This is a genomic window from Streptomyces sp. NBC_00523, assembly GCF_036346615.1.
In the GTDB taxonomy this organism is placed as follows: Bacteria; Actinomycetota; Actinomycetes; order Streptomycetales; family Streptomycetaceae; genus Streptomyces.
Window position 1 is genome coordinate 5,746,084 of sequence record NZ_CP107836.1, and the last position, 14,569, is coordinate 5,760,652.

The 14,569-nt window shown below is 73.0% G+C and carries 14 protein-coding genes; 7 read left to right on the forward strand and 7 right to left on the reverse strand.

Annotated elements, in window-relative coordinates; translation table 11 throughout:
• The 3 genes from OHS17_RS26130 (at window position 1) to OHS17_RS26140 (ending at window position 3,945) form a co-directional block, all read left to right on the forward strand.
• Window positions 1-1,233, forward strand: coding sequence for an arginine deiminase (locus OHS17_RS26130; protein WP_330314094.1), 1,233 nt, complete (start codon window positions 1-3; stop codon window positions 1,231-1,233).
• A 112-nt stretch (window positions 1,234-1,345) separates the two neighbouring features.
• Window positions 1,346-2,350, forward strand: a complete 1,005-nt coding sequence (argF, locus tag OHS17_RS26135) for an ornithine carbamoyltransferase (RefSeq protein WP_330314095.1) — start codon at window positions 1,346-1,348, stop codon at window positions 2,348-2,350.
• 176 nt (window positions 2,351-2,526) lie between these two features.
• Window positions 2,527-3,945, forward strand: a complete 1,419-nt coding sequence (locus OHS17_RS26140) for an amino acid permease (RefSeq protein ID WP_330314096.1) — start codon at window positions 2,527-2,529, stop codon at window positions 3,943-3,945.
• On the opposite strand, the gene OHS17_RS26145 is transcribed toward OHS17_RS26140, so the two are convergent.
• Window positions 3,942-4,361 carry an ATP-binding protein gene (locus tag OHS17_RS26145; RefSeq protein WP_330314097.1) on the reverse strand — a complete coding sequence of 140 codons (420 nt, stop codon included), beginning with the start codon at window positions 4,359-4,361 and terminating at the stop codon, window positions 3,942-3,944. The genes OHS17_RS26140 and OHS17_RS26145 overlap by 4 nt on opposite strands.
• 239 nt (window positions 4,362-4,600) lie before the next feature.
• Between OHS17_RS26145 and OHS17_RS26150 the strand changes: the two genes are divergently transcribed.
• Window positions 4,601-5,428 carry an enoyl-CoA hydratase family protein gene (locus tag OHS17_RS26150; RefSeq protein ID WP_330314098.1) on the forward strand — a complete coding sequence of 276 codons (828 nt, stop codon included), beginning with the start codon at window positions 4,601-4,603 and terminating at the stop codon, window positions 5,426-5,428.
• On the forward strand, window positions 5,425-7,704 hold the full coding sequence (locus OHS17_RS26155; protein ID WP_330314099.1) for a bifunctional salicylyl-CoA 5-hydroxylase/oxidoreductase: 2,280 nt from the start codon (window positions 5,425-5,427) through the stop codon (window positions 7,702-7,704). Before OHS17_RS26150 ends, OHS17_RS26155 begins: the two co-directional genes overlap by 4 nt.
• Here the strand turns inward: OHS17_RS26155 and OHS17_RS26160 are convergent.
• From OHS17_RS26160 to OHS17_RS26175, 4 genes are read right to left on the reverse strand one after another with little or no spacing between them, the layout of a single operon-like run.
• Window positions 7,691-8,122: a hypothetical protein gene (locus OHS17_RS26160; protein WP_330314100.1), complete on the reverse strand. Its 432-nt coding sequence runs from the start codon at window positions 8,120-8,122 to the stop codon at window positions 7,691-7,693. The two genes, OHS17_RS26155 and OHS17_RS26160, sit on opposite strands and share 14 nt — an antisense overlap.
• Window positions 8,115-8,555: a GNAT family N-acetyltransferase gene (locus OHS17_RS26165; RefSeq protein WP_330314101.1), complete on the reverse strand. Its 441-nt coding sequence runs from the start codon at window positions 8,553-8,555 to the stop codon at window positions 8,115-8,117. The genes OHS17_RS26160 and OHS17_RS26165 overlap by 8 nt, the downstream gene beginning before the upstream one ends.
• A 40-nt stretch (window positions 8,556-8,595) precedes the next feature.
• Complete coding sequence (locus tag OHS17_RS26170; protein WP_330314102.1) at window positions 8,596-9,414, reverse strand: PaaX family transcriptional regulator; 819 nt, start codon at window positions 9,412-9,414, stop codon at window positions 8,596-8,598.
• Between the two features lie 4 nt (window positions 9,415-9,418).
• Window positions 9,419-11,071: an AMP-binding protein gene (locus OHS17_RS26175; protein WP_330314103.1), complete on the reverse strand. Its 1,653-nt coding sequence runs from the start codon at window positions 11,069-11,071 to the stop codon at window positions 9,419-9,421.
• Between the two features lie 129 nt (window positions 11,072-11,200).
• On the opposite strand from OHS17_RS26175, the gene OHS17_RS26180 reads away from it, so the two are divergent.
• The gene (locus OHS17_RS26180) at window positions 11,201-12,328 is read left to right on the forward strand and encodes an acyl-CoA dehydrogenase family protein (protein WP_330314104.1); all 1,128 of its coding nucleotides are present in this window, start codon (window positions 11,201-11,203) and stop codon (window positions 12,326-12,328) included.
• Window positions 12,325-12,726: a RidA family protein gene (locus OHS17_RS26185; protein ID WP_161210448.1), complete on the forward strand. Its 402-nt coding sequence runs from the start codon at window positions 12,325-12,327 to the stop codon at window positions 12,724-12,726. Before OHS17_RS26180 ends, OHS17_RS26185 begins: the two co-directional genes overlap by 4 nt.
• Before the next feature lie 96 nt (window positions 12,727-12,822).
• Here the strand turns inward: OHS17_RS26185 and OHS17_RS26190 are convergent, their stop codons facing one another.
• Window positions 12,823-13,956 (reverse strand): FAD-dependent monooxygenase, encoded by a 1,134-nt coding sequence (locus tag OHS17_RS26190; protein ID WP_330314105.1) that lies wholly within the window; start codon window positions 13,954-13,956, stop codon window positions 12,823-12,825.
• Between the two features lie 41 nt (window positions 13,957-13,997).
• A complete protein-coding gene (locus OHS17_RS26195; RefSeq protein WP_073861300.1) occupies window positions 13,998-14,567 on the reverse strand; it encodes a GTP-binding protein in 570 nt (189 codons plus the stop codon).
• Window positions 14,568-14,569: the final 2 nt, after the last annotated feature.

A 14,569-nucleotide genomic window follows, 5' to 3' on the forward strand; every position in this document is an offset into this window, starting at 1 on the left:
ATGGGATTCCATGTCGACTCCGAGGCCGGGCGGCTGCGCCGCGTCATCCTGCACCGCCCCGATCTGGAACTGAAACGGCTCACGCCGAGCAACAAGGACGCGCTCCTCTTCGACGACGTGCTCTGGGTCCGCCGGGCCCGCCAGGAGCACGACGGCTTCGCGGACGTGCTGCGCGACCGGGGCGTCGAGGTGCACCTCTTCGGCGACCTGCTCCGCGAGGCGCTGGAGATCCCGGTCGCCCGGCGCCTCGTGCTGGACCGGGTCTTCGCCGAGAAGGAGTACGGTCCGCTCGCCACCGAGCATCTGCGCGCCGCCTTCGAGGAGTTGACCGCCGCCGAGCTGTGCGAGGCGCTGGTCGGCGGGATGACCAAGCGGGAGTTCCTGGAACGGCACAAGGAGCCGGTCTCGGTGCGCTTCCACGTCATGGACCTGGACGACTTCCTGCTCGGGCCGCTTCCCAACCACCTCTTCACCCGCGACACCTCGGCCTGGATCTACGACGGCGTGTCCATCAACGCCATGCGCTGGCCCGCCCGGCAGCGCGAGACGGTCCACTTCGAGGCGATCTACCGGCACCACCCGCTCTTCACCGGGCCGGAGGCGGGCGCCTTCCACCACTGGTCCGAGGGGCAGGACGACTACCCCTCCACCATCGAGGGCGGCGACGTCCTCGTCATCGGCAACGGCGCCGTGCTCATCGGGATGAGCGAGCGCACCACGCCGCAGGCCGTCGAGATGCTGGCCCGGGGGCTCTTCGACGCCGGCTCGGCCCGGACCATCGTGGCGCTGGACATGCCCAAGAGCCGGGCCTTCATGCACCTGGACACCGTGATGACCATGGTCGACGGGGACACCTTCACCAAGTACGCGGGCCTCGGCATGCTCCGCTCGTACACGATCGAACCCGGCGACGGGCCGCGCGACCTCAAGGTCACCGACCACCCGCCCGAGCAGATGCACACCGCGATCGCCGAGGCGCTCGGTCTCGGCTCGATCCGGGTGCTCACCGCGACCCAGGACGTGCACGCGGCCGAGCGGGAGCAGTGGGACGACGGCTGCAACGTGCTCGCCGTCGAACCCGGCGTCGTCGTCGCGTACGAGCGCAACGCCACCACCAACACGCATCTGCGCCGCCAGGGCATCGAGGTCATCGAGATCCGGGGCAGCGAGCTGGGCCGGGGCCGGGGCGGTCCGCGCTGCATGAGCTGCCCGGTCGTGCGGGACCCGGTGTGACGGGCGGCGGGGGATCCGTACCGCGAGACGGCTCTGTATAGCGATGCATTGCGCCGTATAGGGTTCCAGCGTTACGGTATGCGTCCCCCCGTCCGACCCAGGAGCAGTCACCATGGCCATAGACCTCGCAGGCCGCCACTTCCTCAAGGAGCTGGACTTCACGGCCGCGGAGTTCCGCGGCCTGATCGAGCTGGCCGCCGAGCTCAAGGCCGCCAAGAAGTCGGGCACGGAGGCGCGGCGGCTGCGCGGCCGGAACATCGCGCTGATCTTCGAGAAGACGTCGACCCGCACCCGGTGCGCGTTCGAGGTCGCCGCCGCCGACCAGGGCGCCTCGACCACGTATCTCGACCCCTCCGGCTCCCAGATGGGGCACAAGGAGTCGGTCAAGGACACCGCGCGCGTCCTCGGCCGGATGTTCGACGGGATCGAGTACCGGGGCGACAGCCAGGCGGCCGTCGAGGAGCTGGCCGCGTACGCCGGGGTGCCGGTCTTCAACGGGCTGACCGACGACTGGCACCCGACCCAGATGCTCGCCGACGTGCTGACGATGACCGAGCACAGCGGCAAGCCGCTGGAGGAGATCGCGTTCTCCTACCTCGGCGACGCCCGCTTCAACATGGGCAACTCCTACCTGGTCACCGGTGCCCTGCTCGGCATGGACGTGCGCATCGTCGCGCCCAAGGCGTACTGGCCCGCCGAGACGGTCGTCGCCGAGGCCCGCGCGCTCGCCGAGAAGTCCGGCGCGCGGGTCACGCTCACCGAGGACGTGGCCGAGGGGGCGCGCGGCGCGGACTTCGTCGCCACCGACGTCTGGGTCTCGATGGGCGAGCCCAAGGAGGTCTGGGACGCCCGCATCGCCGCCCTCATGCCGTACGCCGTCACGATGGACGTCCTGCGGGCGACCGGGAACGCCGGAGTGAAGTTCATGCACTGCCTGCCCGCGTACCACGACCTCGGCACCGGGGTGGCGCGCGAGATCCACGAGCGGCACGGGCTGAGCGAGCTGGAGGTCAGCGACGAGGTGTTCGAGTCCGAGCACTCCGTCGTCTTCGACGAGGCGGAGAACCGCATGCACACGATCAAGGCCGTCCTTGTGGCGACGATGGCGGGCCAGTAGCCCGGCGGCCCGCATGTTCATACATCCAATTGGGTGAATATGCGGACAGGTGTCTATGATGGTGCCGATTGGTGGGGTTCGAGCTCGCACGCTCGAACCCCCTTTTCGTGCGCGCGACGGCCCCCACCGCCGGTCCGCGCCTCCCCCCACGCGTACCACCGAAATGAGACACCGCCGTGAGCCCCCTGCGCCTCCCCGGCCCCCCGCACCGCGTCAAGGACCCGCACCGGCTGATCGCCGAATCGGGCGCCGACCTGGAGGGCCACGGCCTCAAGCGCACCATGGGCCTGTTCCAGCTGGTGTGCTTCGGGGTCGGCGCGGTCGTCGGGACCGGCATCTTCGTGGGCCTGTCCGACAGCGTGGCCAAGGCCGGGCCCGCCGTCGTGGTCTCCTTCGTCCTCGCGGCCGTGACCTGCGTCTTCACGGCGTTCTCGTTCGCCGAACTGGGCAGCGCGATCCCCGTCTCCGGCAGCTCGTACTCCTTCGCCTACGCCACGCTCGGCGAACGCCTCGCCTTCCTCGTCGGCTGGTGCCTGCTCCTGGAGTACGGCGTCTCGGTCTCCGCCGTTGCGGTCGGGTGGAGCCAGTACGTCAACGAACTCCTCGACAGCCTTTTCGGCCACCAGCTGCCCGCCGCGCTCTCCGCCGGACCGGCCGACGGCGGTGTGATCAACCTGCCCGCCGTGATCGTGGTCATGATGGCCGCGACGCTGCTGGTGCGCGGGGTACGCGAGAGCGCGACCGCCACCGCCGCGATGGCCGTCCTCAAGCTGGTCGTCCTGGCCCTGTTCTGCGTCATCGCGTTCACCGCGTTCGAACGCGGCAACCTCGCCCCGTTCGCCACCCACGGCGCGGGCGGCGTCACGGCGGGCGCCTCGCTGGCGTTCTTCTCGTACATCGGCTTCGACGCGATCACCACGGCGGGGGAGGAGGTCAAGAACCCCCGGCGCAACATCCCGCTCGCGATCATGATCTGCATCGGCCTGGTCACGCTGCTCTACTGCGCGGTCGCCCTCGCCGCGATCGGCGCGCTCGGCCCGGACGCGGTCTCCGACAAGCCCGCCGCGCTCTCACTGATCGTGGACCAGGTCACCGGCTCGTCGGTGGGCGGCGGCGTCATCGCCTTCGGCGCGGTCGTCGCCATCGCCTCGGTGGTCCTCGCGGTGATGTACGGGCAGACCCGCATCCTCATGTCGATGTCCCGCGACGGCCTGGTCCCGAGGGTCTTCGAGCGGGTCTCGCCGCGCACCGCGACCCCGGTCGCCAACACCTGGATCGTCGCCGTCGTCTTCGCGGTCCCGGCGGCCTTCTCCTCGCTCGGCATGGTGGTGAACCTGACCACCATCGGCACGCTCGCCACCATGGTCGCCGTCAACGCCGCCGTCCTCGTGCTGCGCCGCCGCAACCCCGAGGTGCGCGGCTCCTTCCGGGTCCCGCTCTACCCGCTGAGCCCGCTCATCGGCATCGGCTTCTGCGTCTACCTGATGTACGGCACCGGCTGGACGACCTGGGTCCAGTTCGCGGTGTTCCTCGCGGTCGGTGCCCTCGTGTACGCGGTGTACGGGCACCGCCGCTCCCGGCTGGCGAACGCCTAGAGGGGCGGCAGCCGGAACCAGACCGCCTTGCCGCGCTCGGTCGGGCGGTGACCGCAGGACGAGCTGAGCGTGCGGATCAGCAGCAGCCCCCGGCCGTGCTCCTGCCACGGGTCCGGTACGTCGTCGGGCTCGGGGCGGGACAGATCGCCGGGCGGGGCCGGGTCGGCGTCGTGCACCTCCACCTGGCAGCCCGCCGGAAGCAGCTCGACCACCAGCTCTATGGGGTCGTCGCCCGGGGTGTGCTCCACCGCGTTCGCGACCAGCTCGGCGGTGAGCAGTTCGGCGGTGTCGCTGTCGGCGGGCGCGTCGATGTCCGTCAGCACCGACCGGATCAGCGCGCGGGCGATCGGCACGGCGGCTGTGGAGTGCGGCAGGGAGATGCGCCAGGAGGGGGGTGGCGGTCCGTCGGGGGGCACGAGGTTTCCGTTCGGGTGAGCGCGTGGGTCCTGGGCTCAGACGGTTCCGCGCTCAAGACGTGTCGGGTTCAACCTTACGAAGTGGCGCGACGCGGACAAGGGCCTGCGGTCCGGGAGCTTGGGGACATTCGTCACGGGACCACCGCACGCGCCGATGTATCGCGTACTCGTGACGGCAGTCACGTAACGGTGATAAATTCGGGATCAGCAGCAGCGACGGCCGAAGGGGATACCCCGCCATGAGCCCGTTCACCGGCTCCGCACCGCGTACGCAGCACTGGCGCCATCTGCGGGTCACCGTCGAGGGGGGCGTCGCCACCGTCACCCTCGCCCGGCCCGACAAGCTCAACGCCCTGACCTTCGGCGCCTACGCCGACCTCCGCGACCTGCTGGCCGAGCTGGCCCGGGAGCGCTCCGTGCGGGCCCTGGTGCTGGCGGGCGAGGGGCGCGGCTTCTGCTCCGGCGGCGACGTGGACGAGATCATCGGCGCCACCCTCGCGATGGACACCGCCCAGCTCCTGGACTTCAACCGGATGACCGGCCAGGTCGTCCGCGCCGTCCGCGAGTGCCCCTTCCCCGTCGTCGCCTCGGTGCACGGGGTGGCTGCCGGGGCCGGCGCCGTCCTCGCCCTCGCCGCCGACTTCCGCGTCGCCGACCCCACCGCCCGGTTCGCCTTCCTCTTCACCCGGGTCGGGCTCTCCGGCGGCGACATGGGCGCGGCCTATCTGCTGCCCCGCGTCGTCGGCCTCGGTCACGCCACCCGCCTTCTGATGCTCGGCGAACCGGTCCGCGCCCCCGAGGCGGAGCGGATCGGCCTGATCAGCGAGCTCACCGACGAGGGCGACGCCGACAAGGCCGCCGCCGCGCTCGCCCGCCGCCTCGCGGACGGGCCCGCGCTCGCGCTCGCCCAGACCAAGGCGCTGCTCACCGCCGAGCTGGACATGCCGCTGGCCGCCGCCGTCGAGATGGACGCCGCGACCCAGGCCCTCCTGATGCACGGCGAGGACTACGCCGAATTCCACGCCGCGTTCAGCGAGAAGCGGCCGCCCGCCTGGCGGGGCAAATGACCGGCCCGCAGCGGATCGCGGTCATCGGCGGCGGCCCCGGCGGGCTCTACGCGGCGGCCCTGCTCAAACGCCTCGGCCCGGACCGCGACATCACCCTCTGGGAGCGCAACGCCCCCGACGACACCTTCGGCTTCGGCGTCGTCCTCTCCGACGAGACCCTCGGCGGCATCGAACACGCCGACCCGGTCGTGCACCGCGCCCTCCAGAGCGAGTTCGTCCGCTGGGACGACATCGACATCGTGCACCGGGGCCACACCCAGACCTCCGGCGGCCACGGCTTCGCCGCCCTGGGCCGCCGCCGGCTCCTGGAGATCCTGCACGAGCGCTGCGCCGGTCTCGGCGTCGACCTCCGCTTCCGTACGCAGGCCCCGCCCGCCGCCGAACTCGCCGCCACGCACGACCTGGTCATCGCCGCCGACGGCGTGCACAGCGCCACCCGCGACGCCCACGAGGACCGCTTCCGGCCCCGGATCACCGGACACCGCTGCCGCTACATCTGGCTCGCCGCGGACTTCGCCCTGGACGCCTTCCGCTTCGAGATCGCGGAGACCGCGTACGGCGTGATGCAGCTGCACGCCTACCCCTTCTCGCAGCACGCGTCCACGGTCATCGTGGAGATGCGCGAGGAGGTCTGGCGCGCGGCCGGCTTCGACGTACCCGACCCGGCCGAGTCGGTCGGCCAGTGCGCCAAGATCTTCGCGAACGCCCTCGGTCACCGGCCGCTGCGCTCCAACAACTCCGCCTGGCTGACCTTCCGTACCGTCGTCAACGACCACTGGTCGCACGGGAACACCGTCCTCATCGGGGACGCCGCGCACACCGCGCACTTCTCCATCGGCTCCGGCACCAAGCTCGCCGTGGAGGACGTCCTCGCGCTCGCCGCCTGTGTCGAGGAGCAGCCCTCGCTGCCCGCCGCGCTCGCCGCGTACGAGAGCGAGCGGCGGCCCGTCGTGGAGTCGACGCAGCGCGCGGCTGCGGCCAGCCTGCGCTGGTTCGAGGAGCTGGGCACGTACGTGGACCAGCCGCCCCGGCAGTTCGCGTTCAACCTCCTGACCCGCAGCCGCCGCGTCACCCACGACAACCTCCGGCTGCGCGATCCGGCGTTCACGGCCGGGGTGGAGGAGGAGTTCGGCTGCCCGCCGGGCACCCCGCCGATGTTCACGCCGCTGCGGCTGCGCGGCCTGGAGCTGCGCAACCGCGTCGTCGTCTCACCGATGGACATGTACTCGGCCACCGACGGCATCCCGGGCGACTTCCACCTCGTCCACCTCGGATCCAGGGCGCTCGGCGGCGCCGGGCTCGTCATGACGGAGATGGTCTGCGTCAGCCCCGAGGGCCGCATCACCCCCGGCTGCACCGGCCTCTACACCGACGAACAGGCGGCCGCCTGGACCCGGGTCACCGACTTCGTGCACACCGCGTCCCCCGGCACCGCGATCGGCGTCCAGCTCGGCCACTCCGGCCGCAAGGGCTCCACCAGGCTCATGTGGGAGGGCATCGACCAGCCCCTCGACCACGGCAACTGGCCGGTGACCGCCGCCTCGCCGCTGCCGTACGCGCCCGGGGTCAACCAGGTCCCGCACGCCCTGGACCGGGCCGGTCTGGACGAGGTCCGGGAGCAGTTCGCCGCCGCCGTCCGGCGCGCCGACGCCTGCGGGTTCGACCTCCTCGAACTGCACTGCGCCCACGGCTATCTGCTCTCCGGCTTCCTCTCGCCGCTCACCAACCAGCGCACCGACGCCTACGGCGGACCGCTCGCCCACCGCCTCCGCTTCCCGCTGGAGGTCTTCGACACGGTCCGGGAGCTGTGGCCCGACGACCGGCCGATGACCGTCCGGATCTCCGCCACCGACTGGGCGGAGGGCGGCACCACCGCCGAGGACGCCGTGGAGATCGCCCGCGCGTTCGTCGCGCACGGGGCCGACGCCATCGACGTCTCGACCGGCCAGGTGGTGCCCGGCGAGCGGCCCGAGTACGGGCGGTCGTACCAGACCCCGTACGCGGACCGCGTCCGGAACACCCTGTGCGTGCCGGTGATCGCGGTCGGCGCGATCTCCTCCTGGGACGACGTCAACTCACTGCTCCTCGCGGGCCGCGCCGACCTCTGCGCCCTGGCCCGCCCCCACCTCTACGACCCGCACTGGACGCTCCACGCGGCCGCCGAGCAGGGCTACACCGGCCCGGGCGCCCCCTGGCCCCTCCCGTACCGCGCGGGCAGCCGCACCCCGCCGACCGGCCGCACCGACGCCCCGAAGCCGCGCCTCAGTCTGGGGTGAGGGGCAGGCACTCGTGGCACAGGCACGGGTCCGGATGCGAGGCCGCGTGGTGGGTGTTCCGGCCCAGGCGCGCGACCCGCTCCAGGAACTCCGCCCACTCCACCGCCTCCTCCCTCGACCACACGAGCCGGTCCGCACAGCGCCGGAGCACGGCGGGGGAGTACACCAACTGGGCCCGGAAGGTGTGCAGATGGCGGGTTCCGGTGTCGATGGTGATCCAGTGCCCTGTGTGGCGGCCGTGGCCCACCGCCGTCAGCTGCTCGCTGCCCATACCGGGATAGGTATCGACCACATAGACCTTCGCGCCCGCCCGGAACGCCTTGGTGCCAGAGCGGAACTCCTGGCCCAGCTCCCCGTACCGCCGCCACCGCACGACGTTCGCCGCGACCAGCCAGCGCGGCTCGGGCGACTCAGCCATGGTCCGGCTCCGCGCCGACCACCAGCCGGTCCGCGACCGCCCGGAAGCCGATGCGCCGGTACACACCGTTGCTCGTCGGGTTCGCCGGGGCCGCGAACAGCAGGACGTGCTCCGCGCCCCCATCCAGCGCGGTCCGGGCGACCTGCGCGGTGACGGCGGCGGCGTAGCCCCGGCCCCGGTGCCGGCGCACCAGCAGCGCCCGGTCGCCGGGGCGCGCGGACCTCGCCGCGCCCGGGGGCGCCGGGCAGGGCGGGACCAGCCCGTCCAGCCGGTACAGCCGGCGCTCCTCGTCCACCCGGTGCCCGGGCCAGTGCCCGGCCACCGCGGGAGCCGTCGCCCGGTCCGCGTTGGCCGAGGCCAGCGGGCGGGCGGCCGGCCAGGCGCCGGCCGCGTCCAGGAAGACTCCGGGGTCATCGGTGAAGGTCCAGCTCATGGACCCGCATTCTGCCGCCCCCGGTCCCGGCCCGGCAGCGCTATTTCCGGTGCGCGAACTCCGCCCCCGCGTCCCGCAACCGCTCGTGCAGCGCCCGGAACACCTCGGCCGACCTGGCCCCCGGCCACGCGTCGGGCAGAAGCTCCCCGGGCAGCCCGGGGTCGGCGTAGGGGACCCGGCGCCAGGAGTCCAGGGCGGTGAGGTAGTCCCGGTAGGCCTCCTCCGGGTCCACCGCCGCGTCGCCGCGCGCCTCCCAGGCCCTGAGCACCGGTTCGTGGCGTTCCAGGAAGCTGTGGTGGAGCCGGGCCACCGCGTCCAGGTCCCACCAGCGGGCCACGGCGTCCCGGGTCGCGGAGAAGCCCAGGTGCGCGCCCCGGAACAGATCGACGTACGGGGCGAGTTCCAGCCGTTCCAGGGTGTGCCGGGTCTCGTCGTACAGCCCCGCCGGGGCGATCCAGACACCGGGGGCCGCCGTGCCGAAGCCGAGCCGGGACAGCCGCGAGCGCAGCAGGTGCCGCTTGTGGCGCTCCGCCTCGGGCACCGAGAACACCGCCAGCACCCAGCCGTCCGCCGGCGACGGGTCCGGGTGGCGGTAGATGCGCCGGTCGCCGTCGTCCAGGAGCTGGCGGGCGTCCGCCGACAGCGCGTATCCGGCCGCCCCGTCCGCCGTGCGCTCGGCGACGAGCAGCCCGCGCCGCTTCAGCCGGGAGACGGACGAGCGTACGGCGGGCGCGTCCACGCCGACGGCGCCGAGCAGCCGGACCAGTCCGGCCACCGGCATCGGCCCGTCGCCGGGGGTGCGGCCGTACGCCCCGTACAGGGTGACGATCAGTGAACGGGGGGTGTGCGGTTCGACCATGTGATCATTCTCGGCCCGGTCCGGGCCCGTCCGCACCGGGTTCCCCCGCGCGGAGCCTGAACCGTTGCAGTTTCCCCGTGGCCGTACGGGGCAGAGCGGGCAGGAACGTGAAGCGGCGGGGGCACTTGTGCGGGGCCAGCTCCGCCCGCATGAACGTGCGCAGCTGGTCCGCCGTCAGCTCCGCGCCCTCCCGCTCCACCACGTACGCCGCCACGATCCGGCCGCGCAGCTCGTCCGCCTGCCCGACCACCGCCGTCTCCGCCACATCGGGGTGGCGCAGCAGGGCCTCCTCGACCTCGGGGCCCGCGATGTTGTACCCGGAGGAGATGATCATGTCGTCGGCGCGGGCCACGTACCGGAAGTAGCCGTCCGCGTCGCGCACATAGGTGTCGCCGGTGATGTTCCAGCCGTGCCGTACGTAGTCGCGCTGCCGCTCGTCCGCGAGATAGCGGCAGCCGACCGGGCCGCGCACGGCCAGCAGGCCCGGCTCCCCGTCCGGCACGGGCGCGCCGTCGGCGTCCACCACCCGGGCCTGCCAGCCGGGGACCGGGACGCCCGTGGTGCCGGGGCGGATCGCGTCGTCGGCGGCCGAGACGAAGATGTGCAGCAGCTCGGTGGCGCCGATGCCGTTGATGATCCGCAGCCCGGTCCGCTCGTGCCAGGCGTGCCAGGTCGCCTCCGGCAGGTTCTCGCCCGCCGAGACGCAGCGCCGCAGCGCCGACAGGTCGTGCCCGTCGAGCTGGTCCAGCATCACCCGGTACGCGGTCGGCGCGGTGAACAGCACCGAGACCCGGTGCTCCGCCAGGGCGGGCAGCAGCTGCTTCGGGCCCGCCTGTTCGAGCAGCAGCGCCGACGCGCCCACCCGCAGCGGGAACACCACCAGGCCCCCGAGCCCGAAGGTGAAACCGAGCGGCGGACTGCCCGCGAACACGTCGTCGGGCCCGGGCCGCAGGACGTGCCGCGAGAAGGTGTCGGCGATGGCCAGCACATCGCGGTGCAGATGCATGCAGCCCTTGGGCCGCCCCGTGGTCCCCGAGGTGAACGCGATCAGCGCCACGTCGTCCGACGCGGTGTCCACCGCCCGGTACGGGCCCGGCCGGGCGGCCGCCAGCCGCAGCAGGTCGTCCGGCGCCTCACCCCCGTACGCCGTGATCCGCAGCCCGGGCACCTCCGCCTGCGCCAGGTCCTCGACCGAACGGGCGTCGCACAGGGCGTGGCTCACCCGGGCGATCGAGCAGATCGTGGCCAGCTCGGACGCCCGCTGCTGGGCCAGTACGGTGACGGCGACCGCGCCCGCCTTCAGCACCGCCAGCCAGCAGGCGGCGAGGTGGGGGGTGGTGGGGCCGCGCAGCAGGACGCGGTTGCCGGGGACGACCCCCAGGTCCGAGGTGAGGACATGGGCGATCCGGTCGACGAGCCCGCGCAGCTTCCCGTAAGTCAGCACCCCGCCGTCCGGCGTGCGGAAGGCGGGGCGGTCGGGGCCGAGGCGGTCGGCCGTGCGGTCCAGGAGTTCGGCGGCGCAGTTGAGCCGGTCCGGGTACCGCAGCTCGGGCAGGTCGAAGAGCAGCTCCGGCCACTGCTCCACGGGGGGCAGATGCTCCCTGGCGAAGCCGTCGATGTGCGCTGAGGTTTCCGGGTCCATGGTGTTCGGGTCCATGAAGGATCGCCCCCTTGTCGCCCTTGGAGCGTATCGTTTGGGTGACGGTAGTCAACGGTCCGCGATAAAGATGCTCAAGTGCCATCGATTTGAAAATCTTTGATCAGATTCGACCAGAGAGGCGCCGGTATGACGGCATTCTCGCTCGATCCGGCACAGACCGCCTGGTGCGAGGAGCTGCGCACCCTGGCGCGTGACCGGCTCGCCCCGCTCGCCGCCGAGGGTGCGCCGGGGCACGTCAACCGCCCGCTGCTCGCCGCCCTCGGCGAGCTGGGCCTCCTCGACCGGCTGTTCGGCTCGGGCGCCCTGGACCTCTGCCTGCTGCGCGAATCGCTCGCCCGGGGCTGCACCGAGGCGGAGACCGCCCTCGCGCTCCAGGGCCTCGGCGCCTTCCCCGTGCTCCGGTCCGGCACCCCCGCCCAGCGCGAGCGCTGGCTCCCCGGGGTCCGCGCAGGCCGCCAGGTCGCCGCGTTCGCGCTCAGCGAGCCGGGCGCGGGCTCCGATGCGGGGGCCCTCGCGCTCGACGCCGCCCCGGACTCCGGCGGCTGGCGGCTGACCGGCGGGAAGTGCTGGATCTCCAACGCGCCGGAGGCCGACTTCTACACGGTCTTCGCCCGCACGACCCCCGGCGCCCGGGCCCGTGGCGTCACCGCCTTCCTGGTCCCCGCCGACCGCGCCGGACTGACCGGCACCGCCCTGGACATGCTCTCCCCGCACCCGATCGGGGCCCTCGCCTTCGACGGGGTCCGGGTCACCCCGGACGACCTGCTCGGCGAGCCGGACCGGGGCTTCGCTGTCGCCATGGACACCCTGAACCTCTTCCGCCCCAGCGTCGGCGCCTTCGCCCTCGGCATGGCCCGCGCCGCCCTCGACGCCACCGTGGAGCACACCGCGACCCGGACCGCCTTCGGCGCGCCCCTCTCCGCCCTCCAGGCCGTGTCGCACCAGGTCGCCGAGATGGCCACCCGCACCGAGGCGGCCCGGCTGCTGGTCTACGCGGCCGCCGCCGCCCACGACGCCGGGGAGCCCGGGGTGCCGCGCCGGGCCGCGATGGCGAAGCTGTACGCCACGGAGACCGCGCAGTTCGTCGTGGACACCGCCGTCCAGCTGCACGGCGCCCGCGCCCTGCGCCGCGGCCATCTGCTCGAACACCTCTACCGGGAGGTCCGCGCCCCGCGCATCTACGAGGGCGCCAGCGAGGTCCAGCGCACGATCATCGCCAAGGAGCTGTACGCGAACCGGGAGCCGACCGCATGAGCCCGATCCACCGCATCAATCCGCACGAACTCTCCCCCGCCTCCGGCTTCTCGCACGCGGTCACCGCGACCGGCGGCCGGCTCGTCTTCCTGGCCGGGCAGACCGCCCTGGACCAGCACGGCGAGGTCGTGGGCGACACCCTGCCCGAGCAGTTCGCGACCGCCCTCGGCAACCTGCTCACCGCCCTGCGCGCGGCGGGCGGCTCCCCGGCGGACCTGGCCCGGGTCACGGTGTACGCCACCGACGTCGCCGACTACCGGGCCCACGCCCCGGAACTGGGCCGGATCTGGCGCCGGATGGCGGGCCGCGACTACCCGGCCATGGCGGTCATCGGGGCGGCGCGGCTCTGGGACGAACAGGCACGGGTCGAGATCGACGGCATCGCGGTCCTGCCCTGAACGACGGACGGTCCTGCCCTTGAACGACGGACGCCCCCGCCGATCCCGGAAACCGGGCCCGGCGGGGGCGTCACGCGTCATGCCGCGCGCCTCACCTCAGTACGGCTGCACCAGCACATGGGCCGCGCCCGGGATGCCGATCTTCAGCAGCTCGTCCTCCTCCGGCGTCGTCTCGCCGCCCGTCTCCTGCTTCAGCACCGCGCGCGACATCGCCTGCACCCACATGGCGCGCGGGCGGCGACGGGCCTCCCACACCTCCAGGGCCTCGTCGACGTCCGCCTCGGCGACCAGCGACTCGGCGAGCACCAGCGCGTCCTCCACGGCCATCGCCGCGCCCTGCGCGATGTGCGGGGTGCTCGCGTGCGCCGCGTCACCGGCCAGGACCACCCGGCCCACGTGCCACGGCTCCTCCACCGTCACCTGGGAGATCCGCGAGTAGACGACCGCCTCCGGCCCGGTGACCTCGGCCAGCGCCTCCGCGACCGGGCCCGAGAACATCGCCAGCCGCTCCTTCAGCTGCTCGTGCGCCTTCGCCGGGTCCGGCCGGAAGCCCTCCGCCTCCGCGAAGACCGAGCCCAGGTACATCAGCTCGTCGGTGATCGGGGTGAGCAGCGCCTTCGCGGCCTGGCCCGCGGTGCCCATCACGACACCCCGCACCTGCTCCTGGCGGGGCACGGTGACGCGCCAGTTGGCGAAGCCGGTGTACTGGGGGGCGTAGCGGTCCCCGTACAGCCGGGTGCGCAGCGGCGAGCCGATGCCGTCGAAGCCGACAACCAGGTCCCAGCGGCCGGAGGAGCCGTCGGACAGGGTGACGTCCACGCCGCTGCCGTCGTCGGCGAGCTCGGCGATGGTCGCGCCGAACCGGATCTTGGCCCCGGCCGAGGTGGCCGCCGCGCTCAGCACCCGGGCGAGCGCGGGGCGGGGGATGCCGTTGTTGGAGGGGGCGTCGCCCATGCGCGGCTGCGGTATCTCGGCCAGGGTGTTGCCGGCCGGGTCCGCGATGGTCAGCACCTCCCACTCGAAGCCCGCCGCCAGGCAGTCCTCCAGCACCCCGATCTCCCGCATCACGTGCAGGGCGTTCGACGGCTGGATGATGCCCACGCCGAGGGCGTCGAGCTCGTCGCGGAGCTCGGCCACCTCGACGGTGTGGCCCCGCCGGGCCAGGGCGGTGGCGAGCGTCAGCCCGCCGATGCCGCCGCCGTGGATCAGGACGCGCAGAGGTGTTGCCATGTCGGATCTCTCCAGAGCGAGGAAGTAGAAGGGGGAAGGGATCAGCCGACCGCGACGGGCAGGCTCATCAGGTGGTCCACGAGGGCCAGCAGCACGTCCCGGCCGAACGGCCGCTCGCGCACGTCGCCGACCAGCAGCGGCACATGCGGGTCCAGGTCCAGGGCGGCCCGGATCTCGTCCGTGGTGCGGGTGTTGTGCCCGTAGAAGCAGTTGATCGCGACGACGAACGGGATGTCCCGGCTCTCGAAGAAGTCGATCGAGGCGAAGCTGCTCTCGAGCCGCCGTGTGTCGGCGATCACGACCCCGCCCAGGGCCCCGTTGACGAGGTCGTTCCACATGAACCAGAAGCGCTCCTGGCCCGGTGTGCCGAACAGGTAGACGACGAGGTCCTGGCTGACCGTGATCCGGCCGAAGTCCAGGGCCACGGTCGTGGTGTCCTTCTGTCCGACGCCGGCCAGGTCGTCCACGCCGATGCTGGCCGTGGTCAGCAGCTCCTCGGTGCGCAGCGGGGCGACCTCGCTGACGGCTCCCACGAGGGTGGTCTTGCCGACGCCGAAACCGCCGGCTATCAGGATCTTGACGGCGGCGGGTGCCGCCTGACTGATGGTCATCT

Bases quoted from the DNA above. Each gene is read 5' to 3' on its own strand.
- OHS17_RS26170 (WP_330314102.1), bottom strand. From the start codon at position 9,414: ATGGTCGAACCGCACACCCCCCGTTCACTGATCGTCACCCTGTACGGG.
- OHS17_RS26155 (WP_330314099.1), top strand. From the start codon at position 5,425: ATGACCGGCCCGCAGCGGATCGCGGTCATCGGCGGCGGCCCCGGCGGG.
- OHS17_RS26175 (WP_330314103.1), bottom strand. From the start codon at position 11,071: ATGGACCCGAACACCATGGACCCGGAAACCTCAGCGCACATCGACGGC.
- OHS17_RS26180 (WP_330314104.1), top strand. From the start codon at position 11,201: ATGACGGCATTCTCGCTCGATCCGGCACAGACCGCCTGGTGCGAGGAG.
- OHS17_RS26195 (WP_073861300.1), bottom strand. From the start codon at position 14,567: ATGACCATCAGTCAGGCGGCACCCGCCGCCGTCAAGATCCTGATAGCC.
- OHS17_RS26185 (WP_161210448.1), top strand. From the start codon at position 12,325: ATGAGCCCGATCCACCGCATCAATCCGCACGAACTCTCCCCCGCCTCC.
- OHS17_RS26165 (WP_330314101.1), bottom strand. From the start codon at position 8,555: ATGAGCTGGACCTTCACCGATGACCCCGGAGTCTTCCTGGACGCGGCC.
- OHS17_RS26160 (WP_330314100.1), bottom strand. From the start codon at position 8,122: ATGGCTGAGTCGCCCGAGCCGCGCTGGCTGGTCGCGGCGAACGTCGTG.
- OHS17_RS26130 (WP_330314094.1), top strand. From the start codon at position 1: ATGGGATTCCATGTCGACTCCGAGGCCGGGCGGCTGCGCCGCGTCATC.
- OHS17_RS26150 (WP_330314098.1), top strand. From the start codon at position 4,601: ATGAGCCCGTTCACCGGCTCCGCACCGCGTACGCAGCACTGGCGCCAT.
- argF (WP_330314095.1), top strand. From the start codon at position 1,346: ATGGCCATAGACCTCGCAGGCCGCCACTTCCTCAAGGAGCTGGACTTC.
- OHS17_RS26190 (WP_330314105.1), bottom strand. From the start codon at position 13,956: ATGGCAACACCTCTGCGCGTCCTGATCCACGGCGGCGGCATCGGCGGG.